This is a genomic window from Pseudomonas brassicacearum subsp. neoaurantiaca, from assembly GCF_013608025.1.
In the GTDB taxonomy this organism is placed as follows: Bacteria; Pseudomonadota; Gammaproteobacteria; order Pseudomonadales; family Pseudomonadaceae; genus Aquipseudomonas.
Window position 1 is genome coordinate 95,593 of record NZ_VDLV01000016.1, and the last position, 6,306, is coordinate 101,898.

General features: G+C 54.9%; 14 protein-coding genes. All 14 read right to left on the reverse strand.

Features of this window, described 5'->3' with window-relative positions; translation table 11 throughout:
• Positions 1 to 13 precede the first annotated feature (13 nt).
• Positions 14 to 328, reverse strand: coding sequence for a 50S ribosomal protein L24 (gene rplX / locus FHK92_RS13230; RefSeq protein WP_003186046.1), 315 nt, complete (start codon positions 326 to 328; stop codon positions 14 to 16).
• 11 nt (positions 329 to 339) lie between these two features.
• On the reverse strand, positions 340 to 708 hold the full coding sequence (gene rplN / locus FHK92_RS13235; protein ID WP_002555479.1) for a 50S ribosomal protein L14: 369 nt from the start codon (positions 706 to 708) through the stop codon (positions 340 to 342).
• A 23-nt stretch (positions 709 to 731) separates the two neighbouring features.
• Complete coding sequence (gene rpsQ, locus FHK92_RS13240; RefSeq protein ID WP_003194644.1) at positions 732 to 998, reverse strand: 30S ribosomal protein S17; 267 nt, start codon at positions 996 to 998, stop codon at positions 732 to 734.
• A 2-nt stretch (positions 999 to 1,000) separates the two neighbouring features.
• Complete coding sequence (rpmC, locus tag FHK92_RS13245) at positions 1,001 to 1,192, reverse strand: 50S ribosomal protein L29 (RefSeq protein ID WP_002555481.1); 192 nt, start codon at positions 1,190 to 1,192, stop codon at positions 1,001 to 1,003.
• Positions 1,192 to 1,605, reverse strand: coding sequence for a 50S ribosomal protein L16 (gene rplP / locus FHK92_RS13250; protein ID WP_003186052.1), 414 nt, complete (start codon positions 1,603 to 1,605; stop codon positions 1,192 to 1,194). Before rplP ends, rpmC begins: the two co-directional genes overlap by 1 nt.
• Before the next feature lie 12 nt (positions 1,606 to 1,617).
• On the reverse strand, positions 1,618 to 2,304 hold the full coding sequence (rpsC, locus tag FHK92_RS13255) for a 30S ribosomal protein S3 (RefSeq protein ID WP_003176422.1): 687 nt from the start codon (positions 2,302 to 2,304) through the stop codon (positions 1,618 to 1,620).
• 13 nt (positions 2,305 to 2,317) lie between these two features.
• Positions 2,318 to 2,650, reverse strand: a complete 333-nt coding sequence (gene rplV / locus FHK92_RS13260; RefSeq protein WP_003103908.1) for a 50S ribosomal protein L22 — start codon at positions 2,648 to 2,650, stop codon at positions 2,318 to 2,320.
• Positions 2,651 to 2,661: 11 nt separating this feature from the next.
• The gene (gene rpsS, locus FHK92_RS13265; protein WP_002555486.1) at positions 2,662 to 2,937 is read right to left on the reverse strand and encodes a 30S ribosomal protein S19; all 276 of its coding nucleotides are present in this window, start codon (positions 2,935 to 2,937) and stop codon (positions 2,662 to 2,664) included.
• Between the two features lie 16 nt (positions 2,938 to 2,953).
• Entirely contained in the window at positions 2,954 to 3,778 is an 825-nt protein-coding gene (gene rplB / locus FHK92_RS13270) for a 50S ribosomal protein L2 (RefSeq protein WP_003186055.1), read from the reverse strand.
• Between the two features lie 14 nt (positions 3,779 to 3,792).
• Positions 3,793 to 4,092, reverse strand: coding sequence for a 50S ribosomal protein L23 (gene rplW, locus FHK92_RS13275; protein WP_002555488.1), 300 nt, complete (start codon positions 4,090 to 4,092; stop codon positions 3,793 to 3,795).
• On the reverse strand, positions 4,089 to 4,691 hold the full coding sequence (gene rplD / locus FHK92_RS13280; RefSeq protein WP_003186057.1) for a 50S ribosomal protein L4: 603 nt from the start codon (positions 4,689 to 4,691) through the stop codon (positions 4,089 to 4,091). Before rplD ends, rplW begins: the two co-directional genes overlap by 4 nt.
• Positions 4,692 to 4,703: 12 nt before the next feature.
• Positions 4,704 to 5,339: a 50S ribosomal protein L3 gene (gene rplC, locus FHK92_RS13285; protein ID WP_003186059.1), complete on the reverse strand. Its 636-nt coding sequence runs from the start codon at positions 5,337 to 5,339 to the stop codon at positions 4,704 to 4,706.
• 80 nt (positions 5,340 to 5,419) lie between these two features.
• Complete coding sequence (gene rpsJ / locus FHK92_RS13290; RefSeq protein WP_003186070.1) at positions 5,420 to 5,731, reverse strand: 30S ribosomal protein S10; 312 nt, start codon at positions 5,729 to 5,731, stop codon at positions 5,420 to 5,422.
• Positions 5,732 to 5,886: 155 nt separating this feature from the next.
• On the reverse strand, positions 5,887 to 6,306 hold a 420-nt coding region (locus FHK92_RS13295; RefSeq protein ID WP_375154609.1), incomplete at its 5' end, for an EF-Tu C-terminal domain-related protein.

The window sequence follows — 6,306 nt, forward strand, 5'->3', positions numbered from 1 at the left end:
TACCTAGCAGTGTTCAAGCATCAACCGCTTTTTGGGTCGACTTGAAGACACGAATTTTCTTACCGTCTTCTACTTTGAAACCAACGCGGTCAGCCTTGTTGGTTTCGCCGTTGAAAATGGCGACGTTGGAAGCGTGCAGTGGCGCTTCTTTCTCGACGATACCGCCCTGTACGCCCGACATCGGGTTAGGCTTGGTATGACGCTTGACCAGGTTCAGACCACCAACAACCAGACGGTTGTCAGCAAGAACCTTCAGCACCTTACCGCGCTTACCCTTGTCTTTGCCGGCGATCACGATGATCTCGTCGTCACGACGAATCTTTTGCATGTCGGATCTCCTTACAGCACTTCTGGGGCGAGCGAGACGATCTTCATGAACTTCTCAGTACGAAGTTCACGGGTCACTGGCCCAAAGATACGGGTGCCGATTGGCTCTTGCTTGTTGTTCAACAGAACAGCAGCGTTGCCATCAAAGCGGATGATGGAGCCGTCAGCACGACGAACACCGTGGCGAGTGCGGACTACAACAGCAGTCATCACTTGACCTTTCTTCACCTTACCGCGAGGAATTGCTTCCTTGACGGTAACTTTGATGATGTCACCGATACCAGCGTAACGACGATGGGAGCCACCCAGCACCTTGATGCACATAACGCGGCGAGCGCCGCTGTTATCGGCCACATCGAGCATGGATTGAGTCTGAATCATATAATTTCTCCGACCCCTAGCCCTTAGACTTCCACAGCGCGTTCGAGAACATCAACCAGCGCCCAAGACTTGGTCTTGGCCATCGGACGAGTTTCACGAATAGTGACTTTGTCGCCGATGTGGCACTGATTGGTTTCGTCGTGCGCGTGCAGCTTAGTCGAACGCTTAACGTATTTACCGTAGATCGGGTGCTTAACGCGACGCTCGATCAGAACGGTGATGGTTTTGTCCATCTTGTCGCTGACAACACGGCCAGTCAGCGTACGGACAGTTTTTTCGGCTTCAGCCATGATTACTTACCTGCCTGCTGGTTGAGCACAGTTTTCACGCGAGCGATGTCACGCTTAACTTGCGAGAGCAGATGAGACTGCCCCAACTGGCCAGTTGCTTTCTGCATACGCAGATTGAACTGGTCGCGCAGCAGGCCGAGCAGTTGCTCGTTCAGCTGCTGTGCTGATTTTTCACGAAGTTCATTCGCTTTCATCACATCACCGTCCGTTTAACAAAGGAGGTGGCGAGCGGCAGCTTTGCAGCAGCCAGGGCGAAAGCCTCACGCGCCAGCTCTTCAGAAACACCCTCGATTTCATACAGGACTTTGCCTGGCTGAATCTGGGCAACCCAGTACTCCACGTTACCCTTACCTTTACCCATCCGAACTTCGAGTGGCTTCTTGGTGACAGGCTTGTCCGGGAATACACGGATCCAGATCTTGCCGCCACGTTTTACGTGACGGGTCAGAGCACGACGCGCTGACTCGATCTGACGAGCGGTGAGACGACCACGAGCAACAGACTTCAGCGCGAACTCGCCGAAGCTGACTTTGCTACCGCGCAATGCCAGGCCACGGTTGTGACCGGTCATCTGCTTGCGGAACTTCGTACGCTTTGGTTGCAACATTTGGCGTACCCCTTACTTAGCAGCTTTTTTACGAGGCGCTGGTGCTTGTGGCTTCAGTTCTTCTTGGCGACCACCAATTACTTCGCCTTTGAAGATCCAAACCTTTACACCGATCACACCGTAGGTGGTGTGAGCTTCGTAGTTGGCATAGTCGATGTCGGCACGCAGGGTGTGCAGTGGCACACGACCTTCGCGATACCATTCAGTACGTGCGATTTCAGCACCGCCGAGACGACCGCTCACTTGGATTTTGATGCCTTTGGCACCAATGCGCATTGCGTTCTGTACAGCGCGCTTCATAGCGCGACGGAACATTACGCGACGCTCCAGCTGCTGAGCTACGCTCTGCGCAACCAGCATACCGTCGAGTTCCGGCTTGCGGATCTCTTCGATATTGATGTGCACAGGCACACCCATTTGCTTGGTCAGGTCCTGACGCAGTTTCTCAACATCTTCACCTTTCTTCCCGATAACGATACCTGGGCGAGCGGTGTGGATGGTGATACGTGCAGTCTGAGCCGGACGATGGATATCGATACGGCTGACGGACGCGCTTTTTAGTTTGTCTTGGAGATACTCACGCACCTTCAGATCAGCGAACAAGTAGTCCGCATAAGTCCGACCGTCTGCGTACCAGACGGAGGTGTGCTCCTTGACGATTCCCAGGCGAATGCCAATGGGATGTACTTTCTGACCCATCTCTTCGACTCCGTTACTTGTCAGCAACCTTGACAGTGATATGGCAAGACCGCTTGACGATGCGATCAGCACGGCCTTTGGCACGTGGCATGATGCGCTTCAGCGAACGCCCTTCGTTGACGAAAACGGTGCTGACCTTCAGGTCATCAACGTCTGCGCCTTCGTTATGCTCGGCGTTGGCTACGGCCGACTCCAGCACTTTTTTCATGATCTCGGCGGCTTTCTTACTGCTGAAAGCCAACAGGTTGAGCGCTTCGCCCACCTTCTTCCCGCGGATCTGGTCGGCGACCAAGCGGGCTTTCTGGGCGGAGATTCGAGCGCCCGACAACTTAGCGGCTACTTCCATTTCCTAACCCCTTAACGCTTGGCTTTCTTGTCTGCCACGTGCCCGCGATAAGTGCGGGTACCGGCGAACTCGCCCAGTTTGTGGCCGACCATGTCTTCGTTAACGAGAACTGGGACGTGTTGACGACCGTTGTGTACAGCAATGGTCAGACCGACCATTTGTGGCAGGATCATCGAACGGCGCGACCAGGTCTTAACTGGTTTGCGATCGTTCTTTTCCGCCGCCACTTCGATCTTCTTCAGTAGGTGAAGATCAATAAAAGGACCTTTTTTCAGAGAACGTGGCACTGTCGTATCCCTCTATTTACTTGCGACGACGGACGATCATTTTGTCGGTACGCTTATTACCACGAGTCTTCGCGCCCTTAGTCGGGAAGCCCCATGGCGATACCGGATGACGACCACCAGAGGTACGACCTTCACCACCACCATGTGGGTGGTCAACCGGGTTCATGGCAACACCACGAACGGTTGGGCGAACGCCACGCCAGCGCTTGGCACCAGCTTTACCCAACGAACGCAGGCTGTGCTCGGAGTTCGAGACTTCGCCCAGGGTCGCACGGCATTCAGCCAGTACTTTACGCATCTCACCAGAACGCAGACGCAGGGTCACGTAGACACCTTCACGAGCGATCAGCTGAGCCGAAGCACCAGCGGAACGAGCGATTTGCGCGCCTTTACCTGGCTTCAATTCGATGCCGTGTACGGTGCTACCAACTGGAATGTTGCGCAGTTGCAGAGCGTTGCCCGGCTTGATCGGCGCCAAGGCACCTGCGATCAGCTGGTCGCCAGCGCTCACGCCTTTAGGGGCGATGATGTAGCGACGCTCGCCATCTGCGTACAGCAGCAGAGCGATGTGAGCAGTACGGTTTGGATCGTATTCGATACGCTCGACGGTGGCAGCGATGCCATCCTTGTCGTTGCGACGGAAGTCGACCAGACGGTAATGCTGCTTATGACCACCACCAATGTGACGAGTGGTAATACGGCCATTGTTGTTACGACCACCAGACTTCGATTTTTTCTCGAGCAGCGGTGCGTGAGGAGCGCCTTTATGCAGCTCCTGGTTGACCACCTTGACCACAAAACGGCGGCCAGGGGAAGTCGGTTTGCATTTAACGATTGCCATGATGCACCCCTTCCTTACTCAGCACTGCTGCTGAAATCGAGATCTTGGCCTGGCTGAAGGGAGATAACTGCCTTCTTCCAGTCATTACGCTTGCCCAGACCGCGAGCAGTGCGCTTGCTTTTACCCAGAACGTTCAGGGTAGTCACGCGCTCTACTTTCACGCTGAACAGGCTTTCGACGGCCTTCTTGATTTCCAGCTTGGTTGCGTCGGTAGCAACCTTGAAAACGAACTGGCCTTTCTTGTCTGCCAGAACCGTAGCCTTCTCGGAAACGTGCGGGCCAAGCAGAACTTTAAATACGCGTTCCTGGTTCATCCCAGCAGCTCCTCGAATTTCTTCACGGCCGACACGGTGATCAACACCTTGTCGTATGCGATCAGACTGACCGGATCGGAACCTTGCACGTCACGAACGTCGACGTGTGGCAGGTTGCGAGCAGCCAGATACAGGTTCTGATCAACAGCGTCAGACACGATCAGGACGTCAGTCAGGCCCATGCCATTCAGCTTGTTCAGCAGATCTTTGGTTTTCGGTGCTTCAACAGCGAAGTCCTGAACCACGACCAGACGATCAGTACGCACCAGCTCAGCAAGGATGGAACGCATTGCTGCGCGATACATCTTCTTGTTCAGCTTCTGGGAGTGATCCTGAGGACGAGCTGCGAAAGTGGTACCGCCGCCACGCCAGATTGGGCTACGGATAGTACCGGCACGAGCACGGCCAGTACCTTTCTGACGCCATGGGCGCTTACCGCCACCGGAAACGTCGGAACGGGTCTTTTGCTGCTTGCTACCTTGACGGCCGCCAGCCATGTAGGCCACGACTGCTTGGTGAACCAGCGTCTCGTTGAATTCGCCGCCAAATGTCAGTTCGGAAACTTCGATCGCTTGAGCGTCATTTACATTTAATTGCATGTCAGCTTCCCCTTAACCGCGAGCCTTGGCTGCTGGACGTACAACCAAGTTGCCGCCAGTAGCGCCAGGAACAGCGCCCTTGACCAACAACAGATTGCGTTCAGCGTCCACGCGCACTACTTCGAGGGACTGCACGGTCACGCGCTCAGCGCCCATATGACCGGACATTTTTTTGCCCTTGAATACACGACCAGGAGTCTGGCACTGGCCGATAGAGCCTGGAACGCGGTGGGATACGGAGTTACCGTGGGTGTTATCTTGCCCGCGGAAGTTCCAACGCTTGATCGTACCCTGGAAGCCTTTACCCTTGGACTGACCGGTTACATCAACCAGTTGACCAGCGGCGAAGATTTCAGCGTTGATCAGATCGCCGGCCTGGTACTCGCCTTCTTCAAGACGGAATTCCATTACGGTACGACCAGCGGCTACGTTCGCCTTGGCGAAGTGGCCAGCCTGAGCTGCTGTTACACGCGAAGCGCGACGCTCGCCGACAGTGACTTGCACTGCACGATAGCCATCGGTCTCTTCAGTTTTGAACTGGGTGACGCGATTCGGCTCGATCTCAATGACCGTGACCGGAATGGAGACACCTTCTTCGGTGAAAATACGGGTCATACCGCATTTACGACCGACTACACCAATAGTCATGTTGTAAACCTCATGAGTGTACGGGGCTTTCACCCGCTATGGCCGCCCATTTCAGAGCGTTACACGACTAAGACCGAGTCTTAGCCGAGGCTGATCTGCACTTCCACACCGGCCGCAAGATCGAGCTTCATAAGAGCATCAACGGTTTTATCCGTTGGCTGGACGATGTCCAGAACGCGCTTATGAGTACGGATCTCGTACTGGTCACGCGCGTCTTTGTTGACGTGCGGGGAGACCAGAACGGTGAACCGCTCTTTACGGGTAGGCAGTGGAATTGGACCACGCACTTGAGCACCAGTACGTTTCGCGGTTTCCACGATTTCCTGGGTGGATTGGTCGATCAGGCGATGGTCAAAAGCCTTCAACCTGATACGGATTTGCTGATTTTGCATTGGATTTCAGACTCCGGCTGCTATTCCCACCGGGCGCAATACGCCCGTTAAAAGGAGGCGCAATTCTATAGACGCCCCCGATAGGTGTCAACCCAATAAAAAAGCCCCCGCTAAGCGGGGGCTTTCCTGTTCATCGAACTGACTCTATAAGAGTCTTACTCGATGACTTTGGCTACGACGCCGGCGCCGACGGTACGACCGCCTTCACGGATAGCGAAACGCAGGCCGTCTTCCATCGCGATGGTCTTGATCAGGGTAACAGTCATCTGAATGTTGTCACCTGGCATTACCATTTCAACGCCTTCTGGCAGCTCGCAGTTACCAGTCACGTCAGTTGTACGGAAGTAGAACTGTGGACGGTAGCCTTTGAAGAACGGAGTGTGGCGACCGCCTTCTTCCTTGCTCAGAACGTAGACTTCAGCAGTGAACTTGGTGTGCGGCTTGACGGTGCCTGGCTTGACCAGAACCTGGCCACGCTCAACGTCGTCACGCTTGGTGCCGCGCAGCAGCACACCGCAGTTCTCGCCAGCACGACCTTCGTCGAGCAGCTTGCGGAACATTTCAACGCCGGTGCA